This window comes from Rhizobium sp. 2MFCol3.1 (assembly GCF_000377565.1).
Lineage (GTDB): Bacteria > Pseudomonadota > Alphaproteobacteria > Rhizobiales > Rhizobiaceae > Rhizobium.
In genome coordinates this window covers 136,568-159,767 of sequence record NZ_KB898358.1, presented here as the reverse complement: position 1 = coordinate 159,767, position 23,200 = coordinate 136,568, and the positions used below count along the sequence as shown (strand labels likewise).

Sequence of the window (23,200 nt, the reverse complement as noted above, 5' to 3'; positions counted from 1 at the left end):
GATGCCGCCGCGAGTTTATTCAGAGGTTCGGATCAACCGCCGATAACCGACTTACGAGCGTCGATGATCGTCTGGTAGAAGGACTGGTCGACCGGCGACCAATCGACGTAACCACCGCCGGTGAAGCTGTCGAAGCAGCCCTTGTCGGTCTTCGGCAGTTCGGCGAAGTAGGCGGTAACCTTCTTCTGGATGTCTGCTGGCAGCTTGTTGGAAACCATCAGCGGGCCGTTCGGGATCAGCGGGGACTTCCAGACCTGGACGATATCGTCCATGTCGAGCAGGCCCTTGGTGACCATGATGTGCAGGTTGCCGGAGGTGTAGCCCTGGGCCCAATCGCCGGTGGCGGAGCCGAAGGTGGTGCCGACGTCGAACTTCTTGTCGAGAACGCCGAGAACGAGGTTCTCATGGCCGCCGCCGAAGCCGGTTTCGGAGAAGTACTGCTTGACCGGCATGCCGACATCCTTCGGCAGCGAGACGTTCGGGACGAGGTAGCCCGAGGTCGAGTCCGGATCGGCGAAGCCGAGCTTCTTGCCCTTGGCGTCGGCGAGCGTCTTGATGCCCGAATCCTTGCGGGCGACCATGATCGAGTAGTAGCCGGTCGAGCCGTCTTCCTGCTTGGTGGTCAGAACCGGCGTAACGGCGTTCGGATCCTTGAGGTAGATCGAGGCGTAGGAGGAAGCGCCCATGACAGCGAGGTCGATGGTGCCGCCCAGCAGGCCCTGGATGACGCCGTTATAGTTCGGCGACGGGAAGATCTGGACTTCCGAAACGCCGGTAGCGGCAACGAGGCCCGGCTTGACGCACTCGGTGCGGCGAACCTGGTCGGCTTCGTTTTCACCGCCGTCGAGGCCGATACGCAGGACCTTGACGTCCTGAGCGTAGGCCTGGCCTGCAACGGTGGCGATGGCGATCGTTGCCATCAGGATCTTGCGGAACGCAGACATGGTAGTCTCCTTTGGTGACGTTTGTCAGTGACTTTAAAGTACTGGGGAGCTGTGCTTTTCCGGCTTTTTCCCCCGGCCGGAAACTTGTCAGCGCATGACGGCGGAGGCGGCCATCACGCGGGATACGGCGTCCTGCTGCTTGCCCTTGATGTTATCCAGGCTGGTGGACGTCATGGTCTCGTCGATGCCGGCGCCGTTCTTGTCGGTGCCGTAGATCTCGTTGACGGCGTCGGCCGTCAGTTCGGACGGCTTGCCGTCGAAGACGACGCGGCCGCCGGCCATGCCGACGATGCGCTCGCAATAGCTGCGCGCGGTGTCGAGCGTGTGCAGGTTGGTGATGACGGTGATGCCTTCGCGCTCGTTGATATCGCGCAGCGCGTCCATGACGATCTTGGCGTTCAGCGGGTCGAGCGAGGCAATCGGCTCGTCGGCAAGCAGCATCTTCGGCGCCTGCATGAGGGCGCGGGCAATCGCCACGCGCTGCTGCTGGCCGCCCGAGAGCGTGCCGGCCATCTGCAGCGCCGTCTGCTCGATGCCGAGGCGCTCGAGCGCCGCGATCGCCTGCACGCGCTCTTCGCGGGTGAAGACGCCGAGCAGGCTGAGCACGGTGGAGCGATGGTTCAGACGGCCGAGGATGACATTGGTCATCACGTCGAGGCGCGGCACGAGATTGAACTGCTGGAAGATCATGGCGCAATCGCGCTGCCAGTTGCGCAGCGACTTGCCGCGCAGGCCCGACACCTCGTTGCCGTTGAAATGGATCGAGCCGGAGCTCGGCTCCTGCAGGCGGTTGATCATCCGCAGAAGCGTGGACTTGCCGGCACCCGAACGGCCGATAATGCCGACCATCTGGCCCTGAGGGATGTCAAGCGTCACACTATCGACGGCGATCTTCTTGCCGAATTGACGGGTGACATTCTTCAGCTCGAACATCATGCTCTTCCTCATAGCCCAAACGCGATATGAGGGAGTGCATTAGGCCCGGTCCATGAAGCTCCAATGTCAGTTTTGTGTAAGTGCTGTCACAAACGGGGCTACTGTGGATTGAAACGTGACAGTGGGGTCACAATTCTGTGACAGATGCGGGATGTGGTGAGTGCGATCTCTCGAAGCAGGAGTAGTTATTCGATCACCGCACTATTGAGCCGGCCATGCTACTCGTCGTTCAATATCGGCATGGCAAAGCATTTCGTTAGATGCGGCCCGGTTGGGAAACCCAACAAGAACAATCTGCAACCCTGCGATACGCGCGTATTTCATCGCCGGTATGCAGTCGGTATCGCCGGTCACGAGTACCAGCCTATCGACAGCCTTCGATGCGCAAAAGGTGGCGATATCCAGGCCGATACGCATATCGACGCCTTTCTGTTCGAAATCCGCCTTGAAGTCGTTATCCGTCAACGCCTGTCCGGCCGGCAGAATCTTTTTCGGCTTGAAGCCACGGAATTTCAACACGCCCAGCCTGACAGCGAAGAGATCTTTCGCCGCAAGCTCTCGTAGCCAGGCATCCGATCCTGAGAATGTCTTGGGTGTTGCGGACACCGGCAGCTTGACCGTTCCGCTATACGGTGCGCAATCGTAGTAGAAAAATCGGAAAGCGTCCTCGTCCGGCTCCACGCAGGCTTTGGCCACCTTCTCAATGTAATCGGGATTGTAGTTCATTCCGGCATTTCGCGCCAAAACGCGAACATGGCCGCCATCGATCAAGACCGCAACGTTCTTCAAATAAAAGACCCCCTCGGCTCGTCGCCTTGGGGGTCTCAAGATACGTGCCCGCCTACGGGCGTACGGATATACAGCGATAATGCTACAGCGACGCCATTAGTCAATCGAAATCGTCGGTAAGAGCACCTCCCGCCCTCACCGCCGCTTCTGCAGCACCTTGTTGCCCTTGGGCCCGGTCATCTTCGGGGTGTTCTTGTCGTTTTCCTCGCGCAGCACCCGCCAGCGGGCGAGGCGCTCGGGCGCGAGCGTGCCTGATTTGACGGCGGCCTGGACGGCGCAGCCGGGTTCGTGGTCGTGGGTGCAATCGCGAAAGCGGCAGTGTTCGGCAAGCTCGGTGATCTCGGAGAAGACTTGCTCGATACCTTCTTGCACATCGCTGACATGGAGCGTGCGCATGCCCGGCGTGTCGATGACCCAGCCGCCGCCGGCCATGGCGTGCAGCGAGCGGGCCGTCGTGGTGTGGCGGCCCTTGGCGTCGCGTTCGCGGATGCCGCCGGTTGCCTGCGAGCCCTCGCCGCTCAGCCCCGCCAGCGCATTGACCAGCGTCGACTTGCCGACACCGGAGGAGCCGATCAGCGCCAGCGTCTGGCCGAAGCCGCTCCATGGACCAAGCGCTGCAGCCGCACCGTCGCTCTTGGCGTTGAGCACGACCACCGCGAGATCGCGCTGCAGGGCCTTTGCCTGCGCTTCGTATTCCGCGAAATCAGGGGCGAGGTCGGCCTTGGTCAGCACGATGACGGGCGTCGTCTCCGCCTGGTTGGCGAGCGCCATGTAGCGCTCGAGGCGGGCGACGTTGAAATCGGCGTTGCAGGAGGTGACGATCAGAAGCGTGTCGACATTGGCGGCGCCGAGCTGCTGGCCCTGGCGCCCCTCGACGCGACGCTGCAGCAGCGTGCGGCGCTCCAGCCGGCGCACCAGGCTATCGTCCTCGGGATCGACCATCACCCAATCGCCGACGGCGAATTCGGACGTATTCAGCTGATGCGAGATCTTGAGCCGGATCAGGCCATCCAGCGAGGTGACGCTCAGGCGGCTGCGGTGCACTTCGGCAATACGCCGGGGGATGAGGCCATGATCGTCATCCGTCAGCTGATCGGAAAAGAATTCGGACCAGCCGAGCGAGGCCAGGAATGTCGCTTCGTGATCGGTCGTCAAAGGTTCACCGGGGACTGCGGCGTATGGGTCAAGGTTGGCTCCGTGAAGGGACGTGTGGTGACGCGGACATTAGCGGAAGCTTCGGCGGGAAGATATGGGGTTTGCACCATGAGAGACATCCGGACGGAAAACGCCAGCCGATCCCTGATGCTGTCGGAGCGCCAAGTCACCGGCAGAGATTGGTGCCGTTCGCGCCTCATAGTATCTTGATTTCCCGCGAGACTTTCCCGAAAGCTGCGTCACCCCTCAAGGAAATCTCTATGTTCATCTCGGAAGCCTTCGCCATCGGTTCGGCCACCTGCATCGCGCTCAGCTCGATGTTCATCAACGAGCTTAACGGGCGGGTGCCGTTGATGCAGCTGGCGCGCTGGCAGCTAACTGCGGCTTTCGTGATGACGGCGCTGGCGGCGACGGTTGCCGGCGGGTGGGCGACGCTTGGGGCTTGGCAGCTCGGGTCGCTCTTAGCCTCCAGTGTGTTCGGGATCGTGATTGCCAGCACCACCTATTTCGCGGCGATCTATACGGCCGGGCCGCGCGTGACGGCGCTTTTGTTTTCACTGGCCTCGCCATTTGCGCTGGTGCTCGGTTATGTCGCGCTGGGCGAGACGATCGATCTGCGCCAGGGGTTCGGGGTCGTGCTCATTTTATGCGGCATCGTGATTGCCATCGGCTTTCGCCGGCGTCGGCCGGCGCCGATGATCCCGCTTGCCGATGGCGAGCCGATTGCGGAGCCGGCGCCGTCAACACCACCGGTGTCCATGCTCGGCATAACGCTCGGGGTCGTGACCGCGCTCGGGCAGGCGCTGGGGAGCCTGACGGCGCGGCCGGCGATGGCTGCCGGTGTCGAGCCATTTACGGCGATGGCGGTGCGCTCCGGGCTGGCGGTGATCTGCTTCTGGGCGCTTCTGGCGCTCCCCCGTGTGCGGGCGCAGGCGAACAGCTTTCGGGCGCGGGATTTCGGCCTTGCGGCCACCGCCGCCTTCTTCGGTACGGCGCTCGGGATGTCGCTTCTGATGGCGGCCCTGAAGACCGGCAATGTCGGGATCGTTTCGACGCTGTCTTCGATGACGCCTGTCGTCATCCTGCCGATGGTGTGGCTGCGCAGCGGGCAGATACCGCGTGCGCATGCCTGGGGCGGGGCCGCACTCGCCATCGCTGGCACGGCGCTGATCAGCCTGAGCTAAGGCCCCGGCGCGAATGGCGATCCATCCGCGCCGGAGAGGTTTGATGTAGACCGGTAGACGGCTTATGCCTCGTATCGTGCCAGAAAATCCTCGGCGTTGAGCGCACGAAAATCGGCGAGTGCCACGCGCAACCGGTCGTGTTCCCAATCCCACCATGCAAGCCTGTCCATGCGCTCGCCGATCTCTTTCGGGAAGCGCTCGCGGATCAGCTTGGCGGGCACGCCGCCGACGATGGTGTAGGGCGCCACATCCTTGGAGACGACCGCGCCGGCGCCGATGACGGCGCCGTTGCCGACGCTGACGCCCGGCAGGAGCGTGGCGCCGTGACCGATCCAGACGTCATGGCCGATCGTGACGCGGTTTGAGCGGCGCCATTCGAAGAACTCGGTCTCCATATCCGCGTCCGGCCAGTAATCGGCGGCGCGGTAGGTGAAGTGGTGCAGCGTGGCGCGCCAGGTCGGATGGTTGGTGGCGTTGATGCGCACGGAGGCGGCGATGTTGACGAATTTGCCAATTGTCGCACACCAGATGGCGCCATCCTGCATGACGTAGGAATAATCGCCGAGCTCGACCTCGTCGATGCGGCAGCGCTCCGACAGCTCGGTGTAGCGGCCGAGCGTCGAATTGTTCACCGAGGCGGTCTCGTGGGTATAGGGCTCGAGGCCAATCTTGCGGCTCATGCTGCGATCGGCCTCCGTGGCGAGAACTTCTGCACGTCGAGAATGCGGTCGGCGACGGCCTCGCGCACTTCCTCGTCGTGGAAGATGCCGAGCAGGCCCACACCCTTCTGTTTCTTCTCGGCGATCATCTCGACGACGACGGCGCGGTTCTTTGCGTCGAGCGAAGCGGTCGGCTCGTCGAGCAGGAGGATGGTGTGGTCGGTGATGAAACCGCGGGCGATGTTGACGCGCTGCTGCTCGCCGCCGGAGAAGGTGGCGGGGGGCAACTGCCAGAGCGCTTCCGGCAGGTTGAGCTTGGCGAGCAGTTCGGCCGCCTTTTCGCGCGCGACATCCGCCTTCGTGCCACGGGCGACCAGCGGCTCGGCCACGACATCGATTGCCGCGACGCGCGGCACGGTGCGCAGGAACTGGCTGACATAACCCAGCGTCTGACGGCGCACCTCGATGATGGTGCGCGGATCGGTGGTGGCGAGATCGACGATGCGATCCTGGTGCTTGACCAGGATCTGGCCGCTGTCGACCGCGTAGTTGCCGTAGATCATCTTCAAGAGCGAGCTCTTGCCGATGCCCGAGGGGCCGCCGAGCACGACGCATTCGCCGGAGGCGACGGAGAAGGAGACGTCCGAGACGACGGGCAGCTTGATGCCGTCGCGCAGATGCATGGTGAAGCTCTTGGAGACTTCCGAAACAACGAGTGGCGTTGCCATGATTGACTTCCCTGGTTTCTGGCGACAATCCGTGAGCTTAGCCGGCTTACGGATCACGCTCTCAACTATACCTGCAGGATCGAGGAGACGAGGAGCTGGGTGTAGGGTTCGCGCGGATCGTCGAGCACCCGGTCGGTCAGGCCATGCTCGATGACGTGGCCGTCCTTCATCACCATCATCCGGTGCGACAGCAGGCGGGCGACGGCGAGATCGTGGGTGACGATGATGGCGGCAAGGCCGAGATCGTTGACGAGGCCGCGAACGAGATCGAGCAGGCGCGCCTGGACGGAGACGTCGAGACCGCCGGTCGGCTCGTCCATGAACACCAGGCGCGGGCCGGTGACGAGATTGCGGGCGATCTGCAGGCGCTGGCGCATGCCGCCGGAAAAGGCGCGCGGCTGGTCGTCGATGCGGCTCTCGTCGATCTCGACGCGGCTCAGCCAATCGACCGCGGTGGCGCGGATATTGCCATAGTGCCGATCGCCGATCGCCATCAACCGCTCGCCGACATTGGCGCCGGCAGACACCGTCATGCGCAGACCGTCAGCCGGATTCTGATGCACGAAGCCCCAGTCGGTGCGCATCAGGAAACGGCGCTCGGCCTCGCTCATGTGGTAGAGATCGCGGTACTGGCCGTCGCGCATGTGATACTCGACGCTGCCTGTGGTCGGCATCAGGCGGGTGGAGATGCAGTTCAAGAGCGTGGTCTTGCCGGAGCCGGATTCACCGACGATCGCCAGCACCTCGCCGGGCCAAAGCTCGAAGGAAACGTTCTTGCAGCCGATGCGGTTGCCGTAGAATTTCGAGACGTCGTTGACTTTGAGAAGGGGGGTGTCGGTCATGGCTATGCCTCCGCGAATGTGTGTGTGAGGACATGGAGCGTGGCGGATGGGTTACCCCCCTCTGTCCTGCCGGACATCTCCCCCACAAGGGGGGAGATTGGCTGGATGAAACCACTCGCTCCACTCTCATTGTTTGGCTGGAAGCCTGCCACGAGTTGATCTCCCCCCTTGTGGGGGAGATGCCCGGCAGGGCAGAGGGGGGTATCCCCGGCAGAACGCCGAACTTGAAGCGCCCTCATTCCGCCGCCTCCCGACCCTGCGCCAGCATCTCGCCAACGTGGCCGTGCTCCCGCCGGTCCTCGCAGTGATCCGTATCCGAGCAGACGAACATCCGGCCGCCCTTGTCGTCCAGGATCACCTCGTCGAGATAGACGTCTTCCGCGCCGCAGAGCGCGCAGGGCTTGCCGAAGCGCTGGATTTCGAAGGGGTGATCCTCGAAATCGAGGCTGACGACTTCGGTGTAGGGCGGCACGGCGTAGATGCGTTTTTCGCGACCGGCGCCGAAGAGCTGCAACGCGTCCGACATGTGCATTTTCGGATTGTCGAATTTCGGCGTCGGCGACGGGTCCATGACGTAGCGGCCGGCGACTTTCACCGGGTAGGCGTAGGTCTTGGAGATACGGCCGTTATGGGCGATGTCCTCGTAGAGCTTCACGTGCATGAGGCCGTATTCCTCGAGCGCGTGCATCTTGCGGGTCTCGGTCTCGCGCGGTTCGAGGAAGCGCAGCGGCTCGGGGATCGGCACCTGGTAGACCAGAACCTGGCCCGCGCCGAGCTTTTCTTCCGGGATGCGGTGGCGGGTCTGGATGATGGTGGCATCCTTGGTGTGGGTGGTGACCGCGACATTGGCGACCTTCTGGAAGAAGGCGCGGATGGAGACGGCATTCGTCGTGTCGTCGGCGCCCTGGTCGATGACCTTCAGCACATCATCGGGGCCGATGATCGAGGCCGTGACCTGCACGCCGCCGGTGCCCCAGCCGTAGGGCATCGGCATTTCGCGCGAGGCGAAGGGCACCTGATAGCCGGGAATGGCGATCGCCTTCAGGATGGCGCGGCGGATCATCCGCTTGGTCTGTTCGTCGAGATAGGCGAAGTTGTACGTGGCGAGATCGCTCATTCGGCTGCCTCCTTGAGATCGTCATCGCTGCCATTGCGGGCGGCGTCGAAGTCGTTTCGCATGCGGCGGACGAGGTCGAGCTCGGCCTGGAAATCGACGTAGTGCGGCAGTTTCAGATGCTCGACGAAGCCGGTCGACTGGACGTTATCGGCATGCGAAATCACGAATTCCTCATCCTGCGCGGGGGCGGTGATGTCCTCGCCGAGCTCGCCTGCCCGCAGTGCACGATCGACCAGCGACATGGACATGGCCTTGCGCTCGCTCTGGCCGAAGACCAGCCCGTAACCACGGGTGAACTGCGGCGGCGCCTTGGAGGAGCCCTTGAACTGGTTGACCATTTGGCATTCGGTGACCTGGATGGAACCGAGCGAGACCGCGAAGCCGAGCTCTGGCACATCGAACTCCACCTCGACCTCGCCGATGCGGATTTCGCCGGTGAAGGGGTGGTTGCGGCCATAGCCGCGCTGGGTGGAATAGCCGAGCGCCAAAAGGAAGCCCTCGTCGCCACGGGCGAGCGCCTGCAGGCGCAGGTCGCGGCTCATCGGGAACTCCATCGGCTCACGGGTGAGATCGCCGATCTCGTGATCCTCCGGCATCTCGCCATCGCCCTCGATCAGGCCTTCATGGGCGAGGATTTCCGAGACGCGCATGACGCGGCCGGTTTCGGCTTCGCGCAGCACCGGCTCCTCGACGGCGCCATCCTCGAGCAGCGAGGGGTCGAGCAGGCGATGGGTGTAATCGAAGGTCGGGCCGAGCAGCTGGCCGCCGGGCAGGTCCTTGTAGGTGGCGGAGACGCGGCGCTCGATCTTCATTTGCGCCGTGTCGATCGGCTGCGAGTAGCCGAAGCGCGGCAGGGTCGTGCGGTAGGCACGCAGCAGGAAGATCGCCTCGATCATGTCGCCGCGCGACTGGCGCACGGCGAGTGCCGCCAGCGTGCGGTCGTAGAGCGAGGCTTCGGCCATGACACGGTCGACGGCGAGCGTCAGCTGCGCGACGATCTGCTCGATACCGATGGCGGGGAGCGCGCGATCACCACGGCGGCGATCGGCGAGCAGGCGGTGGGCATTCGAAATGGCGGCCTCGCCACCTTTGACGGCAACATACATGGGTCACATCTCCGTTGCGGTGATCTTGGTGGTGCGCGGCAGGCAGAGGAAACGGCTGCCGGAGGTCAGCACGATGTCGACGCCGCGCGGGAACAGCGCGCGATTTTCCGTCCACAGATGCAGGAAGCGTTCCGGCAGGCCAAGCGGCGCGACGTCGGTGACGGTCTTGATGCCGGGGCCCATCAAAGCGAGGCGGCGACCGCCTTCGAGATCTGGCAGCTCGATGACGAGCGTCGTCGAACGATCCGGATATTCCTGGGTGCCGGAGGCAAACAGGCCGAAGGAGGAGAGCGTGGCGCCTTCATCGACGAAGGCGAAGCGGGCTTCGGCCTTTTCCGGCGTCACCGGCGCACCGGTGTGGAAGCCGAGCCATTGCGGCGTGGCGGACTTGGCCAAGGCAGGCGAGAGCCAGACGGGGGTATCGTGATCACACAGCGTCAGCGCGATGGCGCCAGCTGCGATGCCGAGCGGCGCCGGCGGTTCGGCATCGGGCGACACGGTCTGGATGGTGCCGGGGCGGGCCATGGCATCCATCATCAGCTTGAAGACGCTCTGGGCGTGGAACACCGGCTCGGCGAAGCCGCCGGAGAGAGCATCAGCGTTATGCGTTTCGGTCTTGAGGGGCATCAGTCGTCTCCGCGAACCATGGTGAAGAAATCGACGCGGGTGGCCGCAGTCTCATCGGCCTTCTTGTTATCCGCATCGGCGACACGAGCCGCGATCGGCGCAAGCAGGGTGGTTTCGATGGCGTCGCGAGTGGCTGGTTCCTGCCAGAGCGCATCGAAGATTGCCGAGAGGCGGGCCTTTTCGCGATCGGTGCCGAGCGCCTGGGCATGGCCGATGGTGCCGGAAGCGAGGCGGATGGTGGCGCGGGTGACAGTGACCTCGCCGAGATTGAAGGCGGCACCGCCGCCGCCCATGCGGCCGCGCACCATGACGAGGCCGGTTTCGGGGCCGCGCACGGCTTGCGCCACCGGCTTTTCCGCCAATGCCTGCCAGGCCGCTTCCAGCTCCTGCCGCTCGGCACGGGCCAGCAGGTCGACGGTGCGCTTGCGCGCCCGGTCGCCCTCACTCAGCTCGGTCTTGCCTACCTTCTTTTCCGCTAAGGTCATCGCCACATCCTTTTAAATGTCTATTGATATAGACAACCATACAAGCTATACCTAGACCTAAATCGCCGAGGTGACAAGCGTGTGACATTTCGGGGGCACATAAGATAAAGGGCTAAAATGGCTGGGCAGGTTCAGAGACAGACGGGCGTGGCGCTGTGGCGGCAGATCGCCGACCGGATTCGCCAGGCGATCAGCGCCGGCGCCTACGACGAAACGGGCATGGTGCCGCCGGAGATGACGCTGGCCACGCAGTTCGGCGTCAACCGGCATACGGTGCGCAGCGCGCTGGCGGCTCTGGCGCAGGAAGGGATCGTGCGCGCCGTGCAGGGTCGCGGCACGCTGATCGAGCGCAAGGAACGGCTGAACTTTCCGATCAGCAAGCGCACGCGCTTCAACAGCGGCATCGGCGAACAGGCGCGCGAGACACGCGGGCTGCTACTCGGCCATGGCGAGGAGGCGGCCAGCGACGAGGTGGCGCGCTGGCTGAAGCTTGCGCCGGGGACAAAAGTGATCCGGCTGGAAACGGTGCGCAAGGCGGATGGGCGGCCGGTCTCGAGCGCGACCTCGTGGTTTCCGGCGGCACGCTTCGCGGGCATGCGTGACGCCTACGAGACGACGGAATCGATCACCCGCGCCTTCGCCGAACTCGGCCTATCCGACTACATCCGCGCCACCACCGAAATCACCGCCGCCCACGCCGAAGCCGCCGACCTCTCGGCGCTGGAGCTGACGCCGGGTGCGATCGTGCTGATTACCAAGGCGATGAATACCGATCTCGACGGCGTGCCGGTGCAGTATTCGGTGACGCGCTTTGCGGCCGATCGGGTGCAGTTTACGATCGAGAATTGAGGGGAGGCTCACCGGTTAGAGGCGGAGGGCCACTGCTGCGCGGCGTGTAAGATACGGAGGATGCGGACGGTTTCGCCGCTGATGCTATAGATCAGGAGATAGTGCCGATGCACGACGAACTCCCGCATTCCCTTCACGCGCCCGGGCCGCCCCATCGACGGAAACAAGTCCAGCCGCACCGCGGCGCCGGAAAACACATGGTCCAGTGCAATTGCCGCATTGATATCGGCTGCCCCGACAAACTCAAAGATGGATTGGCGGTCGATCGTCGCCTGGCGCGTCCAATGAACGGCCACGATTGCTAGCGCATCAGCTTCTGGCGCGCCGCATCACGGCGCCGCGCAAATTCCGTCTCCACCTCATCGTTGGATATCAGATCGCCAGAATTGGCGGCATCCAGTCCGATTTGAACTTCACGCCGGAACCACCGGTCATATTCGGCATCGTTCTGCTGGCTCTCCACATACTCACGCATCAAACCCAGAAGCAGTTGCTCCGCGCTCTGATCCTGCGCCTTGGCGGCTTCGCCAAACGCTGTTTTGAGATCTTCATCGATACGAAAGGTAAATACGGCGTCCGGCACGACGTGCTCCATCTGTTACAGAGGCAACAGAATGTAGCACACAGGCATTTCGAACGCCAAATGCCTGCCGACCGGGTGCAGTTCACGATCGAGAATTGAGGGCTATCCTAAGACTTCGGTGCCTTGATGGCCGGAGGCACCGTCAGACATGCCTCATCGAAGTCTCGCAGCATCGCCTTGTCGATGCCGCCGACCTTAAACAACGCCTGCGCGGACGAATGGATGGCCTCGAAGGCATCCGACTTGAACTTACGCCGGGTCGTCATGGTACATCTCCCTACTCGGTCCTGAACGTAGCACCCAGTCCGATCGCTCTCAAGCAGGCGTGCTTGACGCTATTTTAGGCCCCTCACCTCGCCTCCCACGGAAAGTGCCCTGCCCCGTTGCCGGCGTCGAAGTCGGTGGAGAGGCTGAGGTCGCGCCAGGTGGCGTGTTCGGTGGCTCTTTGCGCGTCGTTCTGCTCGATGGCGCGGATGGCGTCGCTGCCGAGCGGCAGACGCAGCGGCGGGTTTTCGAGGCTCGCGAGATGGATGATGGCGGCGGCGGCTTTCGTGGGGTCGCCGGGCTGCCTGCCGTCGTAATCGCGCTGGTAGCGGGCCATCTTGCCGACGGTTTCGTCGTATTCGGGGCGGCCTTCGCGCAACTTGGTTGAGGCGCCGGCGAAATCGGTGCGGAAGCCGCCGGGCTCGACGATGCTGACCTTGACGCCGAGCGGGCCGACTTCGCGGCTCAAGGCTTCCGAGAAGCCCTCGACGCCCCATTTGGCCGCCGCGTAGGGCGCGCGTCCGGCCGGGCCGATGCGGCCGCCGACGGAGGAGACCTGGATGATGTGGCCGGCACCCTGCTCGCGCATCAGAGGCAGTGCCGCCTTGGTGACGATGATGGTGCCGAAGAGGTTGGTTTCGATCTGGGCGCGGAAATCTGTGAGGCTGGTATCCTCGACCGATCCGACATCGCCATAGCCGGCATTGTTGACGAGGACATCGAGCCGGCCGAAGCGCTCGACCGCGGCCTTGACGGCCTGCTCGGCCGATTGCTCGTCGGTCACATCAAGCGAAATCGTCAAGACACTGGCGGGGTAACGCTGCTTGATATCGTCGAGCTGGGCGGGATTGCGCGCGGTGGCGACCAGATTGTGCCCTTTAGCCAAAACCGCTTCCGCAAGCGCCCTGCCGAGACCGCGCGAACTGCCTGTAATCAACCAAACCTGTGACATCGAAAATCTCCTTGATCCGTCGAAAGACCATATAGGCCTGACGGTATCTTCTTGAAAGAAGGTACCGAATGGATCTATACATACCTTATGGTAACTGAACTAAACGATGGTACATTCGACTTCTGCGAGACGCTGACGGATGCCGAGGACGCACTCGCTCGCGAGATGCTGGAGCGCGCCAGCGCCAAGTGGCCGCTGCGCGTCATGCATATCCTTGCCGAGGCCAAGGGGCCGCTGCGCTTTTCACGGGTTCTGGAACGGGTGGAAGGCATCAGCCAGAAGGTGCTGACGCAGACTTTGCGGACGCTGGAGGCCGACGGGCTGGTGACGCGTACGCTCTACCCGCAGGTCCCGCCGCGCGTGGAATACGAGCTGACGCCGCTGGGCGGGGAGCTGCTTGTGGAGGTGGTGGGGCTCTGGCAATGGATCGCCAACCGGCTGCCGGATTTCGAGGCGGCGCGGAAGCCGAAGGGTCAGACGGAAAACTAAGGAACTTTCCGGCTTGTCCGGAGAGGCGCCGCGCATCGGAGAGACGCGCGGCGCGATAATATTTAGTGGGCGCCGGACATGTCGCCGAGGACTTCCTTGGAAGCGACGGTCGAGTCGGCGTTGAGCTTGTAGACCATGGGAACGCCGGTCGCGAGGTTTACGCCGAGGATCTGTTCCTTGGTGAGCTTGTCGAGCACCATGACCAGCGAGCGCAGCGAGTTGCCGTGGGCGGCAACCAGCACGGTTTCGCCGCGCAGGACACGGGGCAGGATCTCGGTCAGATAATACGGCCAGACGCGCGCGCCGGTGTCGCGCAGGCTTTCGCCACCCGGAGGGGGAACGTCGTAGGAGCGGCGCCAGATGTGGACCTGCTCTTCGCCCCACTTGGCGCGGGCATCGTCCTTGTTGAGGCCGGAGAGATCGCCGTAGTCGCGCTCGTTCAGCGCCTGGTCCTTGATCGTCTCGAGGCCGGTCTGGCCGACGTTTTCAAGGATGATCTTCAGCGTGTCCTGCGCGCGCTTCAGATCGGAGGTGAAGGCGATGTCGAACTTGATGCCGGTTTCGGCAAGCGCCTTGCCGCCGGTGTTGGCTTCCTGAACGCCGAGCTCGGTGAGCTCCGGGTTCTTCCAGCCGGTGAAAAGGTTCTTCAGGTTCCAGTCGCTCTGGCCGTGGCGAACGAGGACGAGGGTACCGCTCATTATAAATTCCTCCTGATGAGATCAGTGTTGGGAAAGCCCGAGAACATCGAGCATGGAATAGAGACCCGGCTTCTTGTCGCGCGCCCAAAGGGCCGCCTTGACGGCGCCGCGCGCGAAGATCGAGCGATCGCCGGCGCTGTGGGCCATGGAGACGCGCTCGCCTTCGCCGGCGAAGATGACGGAATGTTCGCCGATGACGGAGCCGCCGCGAAGCGTGGCAAAGCCGATCGTGCCCGCTTCGCGCGCGCCGGTGTGGCCATCGCGGACGCGGACGGAATGGGTGGCGAGATCGATGCCGCGGCCCTTGGCGGCGGCTTCACCCAGAAGCAGCGCGGTGCCCGAGGGGGCATCGACCTTGCGCTTGTGGTGCATCTCGAGAACTTCGATATCCCAATCGGCGGGGTCGAGCGCGCGCGCCGCCTGTTCGACGAGCACGCTCAAGAGATTGACGCCGAGGCCCATATTGCCAGACTTGACGATGCGGGCATGGCGGCCGGCGGCCGAAATCTTCTGTTCGTCCTCGACCGAGCAGCCTGTGGTGCCGATGATGTGGACGATGCGGGCCTGGGCGGCAAGCGCCGCGAATTCATTGGTGGTCGCCGGCGTGGTGAAATCGAGCACGCCATCAGCATGCTGGAAGGCGGCCAGCGGATCGTCGGTGATCGCGATACCGTTGGGGCCGAGGCCCGCGATCTCGCCGGCATCCTTGCCGATGAAGGGCGAGCCCGGGCGGCCGACGGCTGCGTGCAGAGTAACGCCTTCGATCTCATGCACCATGCGGATCAGCGCCTGTCCCATGCGGCCCGCTGCACCAACCACCACCAGTTTCATCGCAGCATCGCTCATGTCAGGCGTCCATCACTCACGTGTCAGAAAGTCTCGGAGGCAGCGGGCCTCTGAAGGTTGTTGAGGCGAGCGTAAAGACCGTCGCTGCGCTTCGCAAGCGTCTCGTGATTGCCCTCTTCGACGACGCGGCCCTGCTGCATGACGACGATCTTGTCGGCGCGGACGACGGTCGAGAGACGGTGAGCGATAACGACGACGGTTCGGCCGGTCATGGCTTCATCGAGCGCCTTCTGGACGGCTGCTTCCGATTCTGTATCGAGCGCGGAGGTCGCTTCGTCGAGAAGCAGGATCGGGGCGTTGCGCACCAGAGCGCGGGCGATCGACAGGCGCTGGCGCTGGCCGCCCGAGAGCGTCACGCCGTTTTCGCCGACCGGCGTGTCGTAGCCTTCCGGCTGGGCGAGAATGAAGTCGTGGGCGTAAGCGAGACGCGCTGCTTCCTCGACCTCGGCATCGCTGGCGTCGGGGCGACCATAGCGGATGTTGTCGCGGATCGAGCCTTCGAACAGATAGGGCTGCTGCGAGACATAGGCCAGCTGCTCGCGCAGCGACTTCTTCGTCACATGGGCGATGTCCTGGCCGTCGATCAGGATCTCACCGGCCTTCGGGTCGTAGAAGCGCGGGATGAGATTGATGATGGTCGACTTGCCGGCGCCGGAGGGGCCGACGAGCGCGGTGGTCTTGCCACCCTCGGCGACCATGTTGACGCCGTCGAGTACATTGTCGTTGCCATAGGCGAAGGCGACATCCTTGAGCTCGATGCGGGCTTCGGTGACGACGAGGGGCTTGGCATCCGGCAGGTCGCGCTGGCGCGGCTCCATGTCGAGCAGCTCGTAGATCATGCGCGCATTGACGGCGGCGCGCTCCATCTGCACCTGCAGCTTGGCAAGACGGCGGGCCGGATCATAGGCCAAGAGCAGCGCGGTGACGAAGGAGAAGAAGGCGCCGGGCGGCACGTTCTGATAGATCGAGCGGTAGGCGGCGTAGGCAAGAACGCTGGCGACGGCGAAACCGGCGAAGCTTTCGGTCATCGGCGCGTTGCGCTCGGACAGCTTGGCGATCTTGTTGCCGCGCTCTTCGGCGGCGACGATGATCTTGTTGATCTTCTGCTCGAGCTGCCGCTCCATCGTGAACGCCTTGACGATGGAGATGCCCTGAATGGTCTCCTGCATGGCGCCGAGCACGTGGCTGTTGAGATCGATCGCTTCCTTGGTGGCCTGGCGCAGGCGCTTGGAGAGATAGCGCAGCGCCAGAAGCAGCGGCGGCGCGAGAATGAGGACGGCAACGCTGAGCAGCGGGTCCTGATAGACCATGACGCCGAGCAGCGACACGAAGGTCAGGAGGTCGCGGGCGGTCGAGGTGATCGTCAGATTGAGGACATCGCGGATGCCGCCGACATTCTGGCTGACCTGGGCGGCGATGCGAGCCGAACGCGCCTCGTTGAAATAGCCGACCGACAGCGTCATCAGATGCACATAAAGACGGCTCTGGTAGCGGGCGACGATGTTGTTGCCGATCTTCGACAGCGCCACCGCCTGGCCATAGCTCGCGAAACCGCGAATGACGAAGGCGATGAAGATGGAGAGGCAGATGACCCAGACGACATCGGCGCGCCGGTTGGCGAAGGCCTCGTCGATGATCGAGCGCATGATCCAGGCGGTGAAGGCCGTCGACAGCGCGACGAGGACAAGACAGCTGATGGCGACGACGTAGCCCCAGATGTGCTCGCGGCCGTTTTCAGCGATGATGCGCTTCAGGACGGCGGTGACCGTGCCGCTGTCGACGGGGCGCTGCTGGGGATCGGGTGAACGCAATAAAGACTTCCTGTCTCGTGACCATGCGAGCCGCTGCTGCGGCCCGCGCTCGAGCGGCTCTATAAAGAGTTGGCGCCCGTTTGGCTAGGTCTGTCCGGGCGCCGGACGCTGGGGGGGCTATCGGCCCCAGCGGCGGCCATCGGTCGACACGCCGAAGGTGTCGGGCCGGCGGGCGTAGGACGAGAGGCCGGAGAGTGCCGCCAGCGGATGGGTGACGACATAGGTCGGGATGGTCGAGAGCAGTGCCGTGTGCGGCGCCTTGTCCTCGAAACCGGCGCGAAACTCGGGCTTGCGCAGAGCGGCCAGGATCTTCTGGCTGATGCCGCCGGACAGGAACACGCCGCCGCGCGCCATGAAGATCATCGCCATGTCGCCGGCAACCCGGCCGAGATAGGTCGAAAACAGCGAGATGGTCTCGACGGCGACCGGGTCGCTTTCGGCCAGCGCGTGCGAGGTGATATCAGCAGGGTCGCTGTACTTCGGCGCGATGCCATCGGCGGTGCAGATGGCGCGGTAGAGATTGACGATGCCGCGGCCGGAGAGGATCTGCTCGGCCGACACGCGGCCCTCGATGGTTTCGACATAAGGGAAGATTTCGAGATCGCGCTTGCTGCGCGGCCCGAGATCGACGTGACCGCCCTCGCCCGGAACCGGGATCCAGACGCCGCGCGCATGCACGAGGCCGCCGACGCCGAGGCCGGTGCCCGGCCCGAGCACGACGCGGGAAGCGACCATGTCCTCATGGGCGTCGGCATTGCCGAGGCGTTCGCGATGTTCCGGCGCCAGATCGGAGATGGCGAGCGCCTGGGCTTCAAAATCGTTGACGACCAGGACATCCTCGATGCCCAGATTTTCGATCATCGACTTCGGACGCACGACCCAATCGCAATTGGTCAGCGGGATCTCGTCGTCGCTGATCGGGCCGGCGACCGCGAGGATGGCGGAACGCGGCTTGATCGCGCTTTTTTCCAGGATGGTGGCGCGGATCGCGTCGTCGATGGTCTTGAAATCGGCGGTGCGCACGTTCGGGAAATTGACCTGTTCGGCGTCGGCCGTCTCGATGATGGCGAAACGGGCATTGGTTCCGCCGATATCGCCGATCAGGATCGGGAAGGGCATGGAGGCGTCGCTGGTATCGAGCTGGTGCATGGCAGGTTCCGTTGTTGCGCGTTCGCGCGCCGCTTATGCGTGAAGATTGGCGATCAGCCTGTCGGCCGTGGCCTCGTTGAGTGCCATTGGGATATCATAGACGATCGCAAGGCGCATCAAGGCCTTGACGTCGACGTCGTGGGGCATTGGGGTCAGCGGGTCGACGAAGAAGATCAGGGCATCGACCTCGCCGGTGGCGATCAGCGCGCCGATCTGCTGGTCGCCGCCGAGCGGGCCACTTTTCAATCGGGTGACATCGAGCGAGGGAGCGGCATCGAGAACGCGGCCGCCGGTCGTTCCGGTCGCGAAGATCGTCCAGTTCGTCCGGAGCGTCTCCTCGTTGCGGCGGGCGAATTCCGCCATGTCGTCCTTCTTCTGGTCATGCGCGATGAGCGCAAGGCACTTGCGGCCGGCCATCAGAAGCTCCCCCTCTAAAATCACTGGCTTAATTCAATCGATTTGACCGCTTCTATACGAAGCGATCAGGGTTTTAAAGAGCGGTGTCGCGGTGTTCAACCGGCATCATTGCGCTGCCGGCTTGTCATCCGGAACAGGGCCGAGATCGGGCAGTTCGTCGTCATTGGCGGCGGGCGGCGCATCGATGGGCTGAGCGCGGAGCACCTCGGCAGCAGAAGGGCCGCCATAGGTCGCGGCGCGCACGGAGGAGACCGCGGGGGCATCGAGAACCGCCTGGCAGGCCTTGGGCAGATCCGACACCATGACCTCGCGCGGCTTGACCGGCTTGGCATCCGGCTTCGGCGGCTTGGGCTTGGCCCAGGGCGCCGGGCTGAACCACCAGGCGAGCGACTTGTCGCAGCCATCGCCGGCCACCACGGGTGCCTGCGGCTTGCAATTGGCGGCGCCCGGCGGGCACTTGATGCGGATGTGGAAGTGGGAATCGTGGCCGTATTCCGGGCGCAGCTTGCCGAGATTGGTGCGATCGCCCGTCCAGGTGTCGCACATCTTCTTCTTGATCGCCGGATTGACGAAGATGCGCTCGACCTGCGGGTAGCTCGCGGCGCGCATCAGGAGACGCGCATGGGCCGGTGTCCAGACATTCGGATTGATCGTCAGGAAGGCGTTCTTCTGCAGCATGGTCGTGAAAGGCAGCGCCTCGCGCTGTTCTGCCGTCATGCGGAAGTTGGGCATCGGCGTCAGCCAGATATCGGCGTCGAGGCCAATCTGGTGCGAGGCGTGGCCCGTGATCATCGGGCCGCCGCGCGGCTGGGCGATATCGCCCACCAGCAGGCCCGGCCAGCCATCATATTTGGCGGCATCGCGCGACAGCTGCTCGATGGTGGAGAGCATCGCCGGATTGCCCCAGCGGCGATTGCGCGACAGGCGCATGGCCTGCCAGTTGGGACCATCGGTCGGAAGCGCCTCGGCGCCTGCCATGCAGCCCTTGGCGTAGAAGCCAAAGGGTTGCGGAGCGCCTTGCGTCGGAAGCTGGACGCCGCCGAAGATCGCCTTGGCGCTGCCGGGGCTCGGCTGTTTCTGCTGGGCGGCGACATCGCCGGCGATAAGGCTGGCGCCGATCGCAGTGGCCAGTGCCAGTTTACCGATTGAAGAGAGCGCCTGCGCGATGCGGAAAGCCATGCCGTATCCTGAACTGCTGCCGACCATAGTCGAGTGATTTGCACCCGTTTTACCGTGAAATGCGATTCTGGTGAATCGATGTTTTTCACGGGCGATTGCGAGACATCGCGTCGGCCGGCAGCGTCGCACTCAGGCGTTGGCGAGGATGTCGGCGGTTTTGCGGATGCGCGACAGGCGCGGGAAGATGCGCTCGCAGGCGAAGGCGTGCATCTCGGCGGTGAACGTCGTCATCGCATCCTCGGCGGCGATGACCGCGTAGTTGTGGGCAAACGCATCGCGGATCGTGGCCTCGACGCCGAAATTGGTGGCGATGCCGGTGAGAATGACCGTCCGGATGCCGCGACGGCGCAGCTGCAGATCGAGCTCGCTGCCATAAAAGGCGCTCCATTGGTGCTTGGTGATGCGGACATCCGGCGTCAGGTCAGCGATCTCGGGCGGTTCGCGCAGCGCCTCGGCCGGCAAGCCACCCTGTGGGAAGGCGATCGGTTCGTCGGTCGGCTGGTTGACAGCGTCGGCATAGTCCGCGGAAAATCCGACGGTGACGAAGACGGTCGTGCCGCCGGCCGCTTTCAGCGACTTGGCGATCGCGGCGGTATTTTCGATGACCTGCTGGGCGGAATGAGGCGCGACGGGCCTGGAAATGATAAAGCCCTGCAGATCTATGGAGATCAGGGCGGTGGTCTTGGGATCGTATAGGGACATGGAAGGCTCCGGAATAAACATGAGGATATCCTCGCAATTGGAAATATGAGGATGCCCTCACAAAAATCAAGTGCCGATTCGATCGATCGCTCGCCGAAGCAAAAGCGCGGGCACGAGCGCGTTGCCATTCTGACCGAGGCGGCCGCCAAGGTTTTTCTTGAGAAGGGCTATGAGGCCGCGACGATGACGGAGATCGCCGCCGAGGCGAAATCCTCGATCGGCTCGCTCTACCAGTTCTTCCCGACCAAGCCGGTGCTGGCCGAAGCGCTGCATATCGAGCGGATGCGGCAGCTGAACGCCGCGCTGGTCGACCTGCAGAACGAGGTCGACGGCAAGCGGGCGTCCGAGATTGGCGACGCGATCTTCGCGCGGCTTGGCGCCTTCCTGGAGGAGTACCGCGAATTTCCGGTGCTGGCGGCGCGGCGCGACATTCCCAAGGAGCGCAAGGTGAAATCGCGGGCGGAGCTGCGCGGCAACATTAAGGCGCTGCTGCAGAAGGCGAGCCCTTCTGTTGGAGACGATCTCGATCTTCTGTCGGCGCTGGTGCTCGAGCTGCTGAGGATCATCGTGACGGCGGCGCACGATCCCGACATCGGCGGCGATCCGCGCATGGTGGCGGAGTTGCGGGGGATGCTGCGCAAAAGGCTGGAGGAAGCGACGGCCTGAGCGGCCGGGCTTGCGCTCACATTTGCGCGAAGCCGGACAAAAAAGGTTGCGTCACCTGTTTTTCGCCAGCATTTCGCCTATCCTCGAAAAAAGCGAAACAATTGGGGCTGGCGAATGGCGCGTGCGTGGTCGAGACTTGGTTTGGTGTTTTCTCTGTTGGGCGCTGCCGCCCTGCCCTTGCAGGCCGTCGCCCAAGAGCCGGTGTTCCGGATCGGAACCTCCACCATCGGCGAGCTGAAATACAAGCCGGGCTTCAAGCATTTCGACTACGTCAACCCGGATGCGCCGAAGGGCGGCAATCTGAGGCTTTCGGCATCCGGCACTTACGACACGTTCAATCCGCTGCTTTCCAAGGGCCAGGCCGCCGTCGGCCTGACGCTGCAGTTCGAGACGCTGATGAAATCGGCCGACGACGAGCTGCTCGCTTCCTACGGGCTGCTGGCCGAAGGGCTTTCCTTTCCCAATGACGTCTCGAGCGCGACCTTCAGGCTGCGCGCCGAGGCGAAGTGGGCGGATGGCAAGCCGGTCACGCCCGAGGACGTGATCTTCAGCTTCGACAAGGTGAAGGAGCTGAACCCGCTCGCCTCCAATTACTACAAGCACGTGGTGAAGGCCGAGAAATCGGGCGAGCGCGATGTGACCTTCACCTTCGACGAGAAGAACAACAAGGAGCTGCCCAATATCCTCGGCCAGCTCGTGGTCGTGCCGAAGCACTGGTGGGAGGGCATCGGGCCTGACGGCAAGCCGCGCGATATCGCCAAGACCACGCTGGAACCTGTGATGGGCTCCGGCCCCTACAAGATCGCCGCCTTCACGGCAGGCGCCACGATCCGCTACGAGCTGCGCGATGACTATTGGGGCAAGGACCTCAACGTGAATGTCGGGCAGAACAATTTCGGCTCGATCAACTACACCTATTACGGCGACCGGGACGTGGAGTTCGAGGCGTTCCGCGCCGGCAACAGCGACTACTGGCAGGAGACGCAGGCGGCGCGCTGGGCCACCGGATACGACTTCCCCGCGGTCAAGGAAGGCCGCGTGAAGAAAGAGGACGTGCCGAATGCGCTGCGCGCCACCGGCATCATGCAGGCGCTGGTGCTGAACACCCGCCGTGACACGTTCAAGGACGAGAAGGTGCGCGAGGCGCTGAACTATGCCTTCGACTTCGAGGAGCTGAACCGCACCGTCGCCTTCAACAGCTACAAGCGTATCGATAGCTATTTCTGGAACACCGAGCTCGCCTCCTCCGGCCTGCCTCAGGGGCGCGAGCTGGAAATCCTGAACGGCCTCAAGGACAAGCTTTCGCCTTCGGTCTTCACCACCGCCTATTCGAACCCTGTCGGCGGCGACCCGCAGAAGAGCCGCGACAACCTGCGAACGGCGATCAAGCTGCTCAAGGAAGCGGGCTGGGAGATCAAGGGCAACCGCATGGTCAACACCGCGACCGGCAAGCCGATGAGCTTCGAGATCCTGCTTTCCAGCCCGATGCTGGAGCGCTGGGCGGTGCCCTACACCAACAATCTCAAGAAGATCGGCATCGATGCGCGGGTGCGCACCGTGGATGCCTCGCAATATACCAATCGCGTCCGCAGCTTCGACTACGACATGATCTGGAACGTGTGGGCGCAGACGATGAACCCCGGCAACGAGCAGGCCGACTACTGGGGCTCGGGTTCCGCCAACCAGCAGGGCTCTCGCAACTATGCCGGCATTTCCGACCCTGCGGTCGATGCGCTGATCCGCATGGTGATATTCGCGCCCAACCGCGACGAGCAGGTGGCGTCGATCAAGGCGCTCGACCGGGTGCTGATGGCGGGGCACTATGTGATCCCGCTGTTTTATCGCGGCACGCAGTCGATCGCCTACTGGAACACGATCAGCCGGCCGGCCGAATACCCGACCTACGCGACCGGTTTCCCCGACGTCTGGTGGTCGTCTTCCGCCAAGAAATGAGCGGACTTGCATTGGCCTGACGGCTGGGCTCCAAATGGGCCCACCGAATCACTTCGGACCATGATCAGCG

Annotated in this window: 27 protein-coding genes; 5 read left to right on the top strand and 22 right to left on the bottom strand. The window is 63.7% G+C overall.

Annotated elements, in window-relative coordinates:
* Positions 1-32: 32 nt before the first annotated feature.
* The 4 genes from phnD to rsgA all read right to left on the bottom strand — a co-directional run bounded on the left by phnD (position 33) and on the right by rsgA (position 3,824).
* Entirely contained in the window at positions 33-944 is a 912-nt protein-coding gene (gene phnD, locus D460_RS0114275; protein WP_018899239.1) for a phosphonate ABC transporter substrate-binding protein, read from the bottom strand.
* Between the two features lie 87 nt (positions 945-1,031).
* Positions 1,032-1,877: a phosphonate ABC transporter ATP-binding protein gene (phnC, locus tag D460_RS0114270; protein WP_018899238.1), complete on the bottom strand. Its 846-nt coding sequence runs from the start codon at positions 1,875-1,877 to the stop codon at positions 1,032-1,034.
* Between the two features lie 204 nt (positions 1,878-2,081).
* Positions 2,082-2,669 (bottom strand): NYN domain-containing protein, encoded by a 588-nt coding sequence (locus D460_RS0114265; protein WP_018899237.1) that lies wholly within the window; start codon positions 2,667-2,669, stop codon positions 2,082-2,084.
* A 135-nt stretch (positions 2,670-2,804) separates the two neighbouring features.
* Entirely contained in the window at positions 2,805-3,824 is a 1,020-nt protein-coding gene (gene rsgA, locus D460_RS0114260) for a ribosome small subunit-dependent GTPase A (RefSeq protein WP_018899236.1), read from the bottom strand.
* 260 nt (positions 3,825-4,084) lie between these two features.
* Here rsgA and D460_RS35950 point away from each other — a divergent pair, with 260 nt between their 5' ends.
* Positions 4,085-5,008 (top strand): DMT family transporter, encoded by a 924-nt coding sequence (locus D460_RS35950; RefSeq protein WP_018899235.1) that lies wholly within the window; start codon positions 4,085-4,087, stop codon positions 5,006-5,008.
* A 62-nt stretch (positions 5,009-5,070) separates the two neighbouring features.
* Here the strand turns inward: D460_RS35950 and D460_RS0114250 are convergent, their stop codons facing one another.
* From D460_RS0114250 to phnG, 7 genes are all read right to left on the bottom strand, one after another.
* Positions 5,071-5,688 carry a DapH/DapD/GlmU-related protein gene (locus D460_RS0114250; RefSeq protein WP_018899234.1) on the bottom strand — a complete coding sequence of 206 codons (618 nt, stop codon included), beginning with the start codon at positions 5,686-5,688 and terminating at the stop codon, positions 5,071-5,073.
* On the bottom strand, positions 5,685-6,395 hold the full coding sequence (phnL, locus tag D460_RS0114245; protein WP_018899233.1) for a phosphonate C-P lyase system protein PhnL: 711 nt from the start codon (positions 6,393-6,395) through the stop codon (positions 5,685-5,687). Before phnL ends, D460_RS0114250 begins: the two co-directional genes overlap by 4 nt.
* Before the next feature lie 65 nt (positions 6,396-6,460).
* Positions 6,461-7,237: a phosphonate C-P lyase system protein PhnK gene (phnK, locus tag D460_RS0114240; RefSeq protein ID WP_018899232.1), complete on the bottom strand. Its 777-nt coding sequence runs from the start codon at positions 7,235-7,237 to the stop codon at positions 6,461-6,463.
* A 235-nt stretch (positions 7,238-7,472) separates the two neighbouring features.
* The gene (locus tag D460_RS0114235; RefSeq protein WP_018899231.1) at positions 7,473-8,354 is read right to left on the bottom strand and encodes an alpha-D-ribose 1-methylphosphonate 5-phosphate C-P-lyase PhnJ; all 882 of its coding nucleotides are present in this window, start codon (positions 8,352-8,354) and stop codon (positions 7,473-7,475) included.
* On the bottom strand, positions 8,351-9,460 hold the full coding sequence (locus tag D460_RS0114230; protein WP_018899230.1) for a carbon-phosphorus lyase complex subunit PhnI: 1,110 nt from the start codon (positions 9,458-9,460) through the stop codon (positions 8,351-8,353). The genes D460_RS0114235 and D460_RS0114230 overlap by 4 nt, the downstream gene beginning before the upstream one ends.
* Positions 9,461-9,463: 3 nt before the next feature.
* The gene (gene phnH / locus D460_RS0114225) at positions 9,464-10,087 is read right to left on the bottom strand and encodes a phosphonate C-P lyase system protein PhnH (RefSeq protein ID WP_018899229.1); all 624 of its coding nucleotides are present in this window, start codon (positions 10,085-10,087) and stop codon (positions 9,464-9,466) included.
* Positions 10,087-10,572 (bottom strand): phosphonate C-P lyase system protein PhnG, encoded by a 486-nt coding sequence (gene phnG, locus D460_RS0114220; protein ID WP_018899228.1) that lies wholly within the window; start codon positions 10,570-10,572, stop codon positions 10,087-10,089. The genes phnH and phnG overlap by 1 nt, the downstream gene beginning before the upstream one ends.
* A gap of 117 nt (positions 10,573-10,689) precedes the next feature.
* On the opposite strand from phnG, the gene phnF reads away from it, so the two are divergent.
* Entirely contained in the window at positions 10,690-11,421 is a 732-nt protein-coding gene (gene phnF, locus D460_RS0114215) for a phosphonate metabolism transcriptional regulator PhnF (RefSeq protein WP_018899227.1), read from the top strand.
* An 8-nt stretch (positions 11,422-11,429) separates the two neighbouring features.
* Here phnF and D460_RS0114210 read toward each other — a convergent pair whose 3' ends face one another.
* From D460_RS0114210 to D460_RS0114195, 4 genes are all read right to left on the bottom strand, one after another.
* Positions 11,430-11,717 (bottom strand): type II toxin-antitoxin system RelE/ParE family toxin, encoded by a 288-nt coding sequence (locus D460_RS0114210; RefSeq protein ID WP_018899226.1) that lies wholly within the window; start codon positions 11,715-11,717, stop codon positions 11,430-11,432.
* 5 nt (positions 11,718-11,722) lie between these two features.
* Positions 11,723-12,004, bottom strand: a complete 282-nt coding sequence (locus tag D460_RS0114205; protein WP_026283135.1) for a hypothetical protein — start codon at positions 12,002-12,004, stop codon at positions 11,723-11,725.
* Between the two features lie 107 nt (positions 12,005-12,111).
* Entirely contained in the window at positions 12,112-12,270 is a 159-nt protein-coding gene (locus D460_RS35945; protein ID WP_018899224.1) for a hypothetical protein, read from the bottom strand.
* Positions 12,271-12,353: 83 nt separating this feature from the next.
* Positions 12,354-13,220, bottom strand: coding sequence for an oxidoreductase (locus D460_RS0114195; protein WP_018899223.1), 867 nt, complete (start codon positions 13,218-13,220; stop codon positions 12,354-12,356).
* 87 nt (positions 13,221-13,307) lie between these two features.
* Here D460_RS0114195 and D460_RS0114190 point away from each other — a divergent pair, with 87 nt between their 5' ends.
* A complete protein-coding gene (locus D460_RS0114190; RefSeq protein ID WP_018899222.1) occupies positions 13,308-13,709 on the top strand; it encodes a helix-turn-helix domain-containing protein in 402 nt (133 codons plus the stop codon).
* A 62-nt stretch (positions 13,710-13,771) separates the two neighbouring features.
* On the opposite strand, the gene D460_RS0114185 is transcribed toward D460_RS0114190, so the two are convergent.
* The 7 genes from D460_RS0114185 to D460_RS0114155 form a co-directional block, all read right to left on the bottom strand.
* The gene (locus D460_RS0114185; RefSeq protein ID WP_018899221.1) at positions 13,772-14,407 is read right to left on the bottom strand and encodes a 2,3-bisphosphoglycerate-dependent phosphoglycerate mutase; all 636 of its coding nucleotides are present in this window, start codon (positions 14,405-14,407) and stop codon (positions 13,772-13,774) included.
* A 21-nt stretch (positions 14,408-14,428) separates the two neighbouring features.
* The gene (gene dapB / locus D460_RS0114180) at positions 14,429-15,253 is read right to left on the bottom strand and encodes a 4-hydroxy-tetrahydrodipicolinate reductase (protein ID WP_018899220.1); all 825 of its coding nucleotides are present in this window, start codon (positions 15,251-15,253) and stop codon (positions 14,429-14,431) included.
* A gap of 23 nt (positions 15,254-15,276) precedes the next feature.
* Positions 15,277-17,064, bottom strand: a complete 1,788-nt coding sequence (locus D460_RS0114175) for an ABC transporter ATP-binding protein (protein ID WP_018899219.1) — start codon at positions 17,062-17,064, stop codon at positions 15,277-15,279.
* Positions 17,065-17,181: 117 nt separating this feature from the next.
* Positions 17,182-18,213: a glucokinase gene (locus D460_RS0114170; RefSeq protein WP_018899218.1), complete on the bottom strand. Its 1,032-nt coding sequence runs from the start codon at positions 18,211-18,213 to the stop codon at positions 17,182-17,184.
* 33 nt (positions 18,214-18,246) lie between these two features.
* Complete coding sequence (locus tag D460_RS0114165; protein ID WP_018899217.1) at positions 18,247-18,630, bottom strand: methylglyoxal synthase; 384 nt, start codon at positions 18,628-18,630, stop codon at positions 18,247-18,249.
* 105 nt (positions 18,631-18,735) lie between these two features.
* On the bottom strand, positions 18,736-19,809 hold the full coding sequence (gene mepA, locus D460_RS0114160; protein ID WP_018899216.1) for a penicillin-insensitive murein endopeptidase: 1,074 nt from the start codon (positions 19,807-19,809) through the stop codon (positions 18,736-18,738).
* A 129-nt stretch (positions 19,810-19,938) separates the two neighbouring features.
* Positions 19,939-20,511, bottom strand: a complete 573-nt coding sequence (locus D460_RS0114155; RefSeq protein WP_026283134.1) for a hydrolase — start codon at positions 20,509-20,511, stop codon at positions 19,939-19,941.
* 51 nt (positions 20,512-20,562) lie between these two features.
* Between D460_RS0114155 and D460_RS0114150 the strand changes: the two genes are divergently transcribed.
* Positions 20,563-21,177: a TetR/AcrR family transcriptional regulator gene (locus D460_RS0114150; protein ID WP_018899214.1), complete on the top strand. Its 615-nt coding sequence runs from the start codon at positions 20,563-20,565 to the stop codon at positions 21,175-21,177.
* A gap of 114 nt (positions 21,178-21,291) precedes the next feature.
* Positions 21,292-23,130 (top strand): extracellular solute-binding protein, encoded by a 1,839-nt coding sequence (locus D460_RS0114145; protein WP_026283132.1) that lies wholly within the window; start codon positions 21,292-21,294, stop codon positions 23,128-23,130.
* Positions 23,131-23,200: the final 70 nt, after the last annotated feature.